1 protein-coding gene is annotated in these 575 nt (G+C 68.0%); it reads left to right on the forward strand.

The features are described from left to right. Positions 1-575, forward strand: a 575-nt coding sequence (locus tag ACYVDE_RS25715) for a L,D-transpeptidase family protein (protein ID WP_460504338.1), incomplete at both ends; no start/stop codon positions are given.

Raw genomic sequence — 575 nt, forward strand, 5'->3', positions numbered from 1 at the left:
CCCGATTCGGCCGTGGCCCGGCACCGCGGCCGCTTCGAGCGGGTGGCGCTGAACCTGGAGCGCTGGCGCGCCCAGCCCATTACTGAGCCCGAATATTTGCTGGTGAATATTCCGGCTTTCGAGCTGCAGGTGCTGCGGCACGATACCGTGCTGCGCCGGGCGCGGGTGATTGTGGGCAAGCCCGCCACGCCCACACCCACGCTCAGCAGCCGCCTCAACTACTTCACGCTGGCGCCGGTCTGGAATGTGCCGTATTCCATTGCCAGCCAGGAAATGCTGCCCCGCCTGCAGGACGACCCCGGCTTTCTGGTCGAAAGCAACCTGGCCGTGTACGACGGCCGCGGCCGCCGGCGCAACCCCTGGCGCATCGCCTGGGGCGAGGTAACGGCGGCGACGTTTCGATACACTGTGCAACAGGAAGCCGGGCCGCGCAACGTGCTCGGCAACTACGTTTTCCACTTCCCCAACCCATACCAGGTGTACCTGCACGACACGCCCGAGCGGTACCTCTTCGCCCAGGCCGCCCGCGCCCTCAGCCACGGCTGCATCCGGGTGGAACGGCCCCGCGAGCTGGC

Source organism: Hymenobacter agri, from assembly GCF_054778495.1.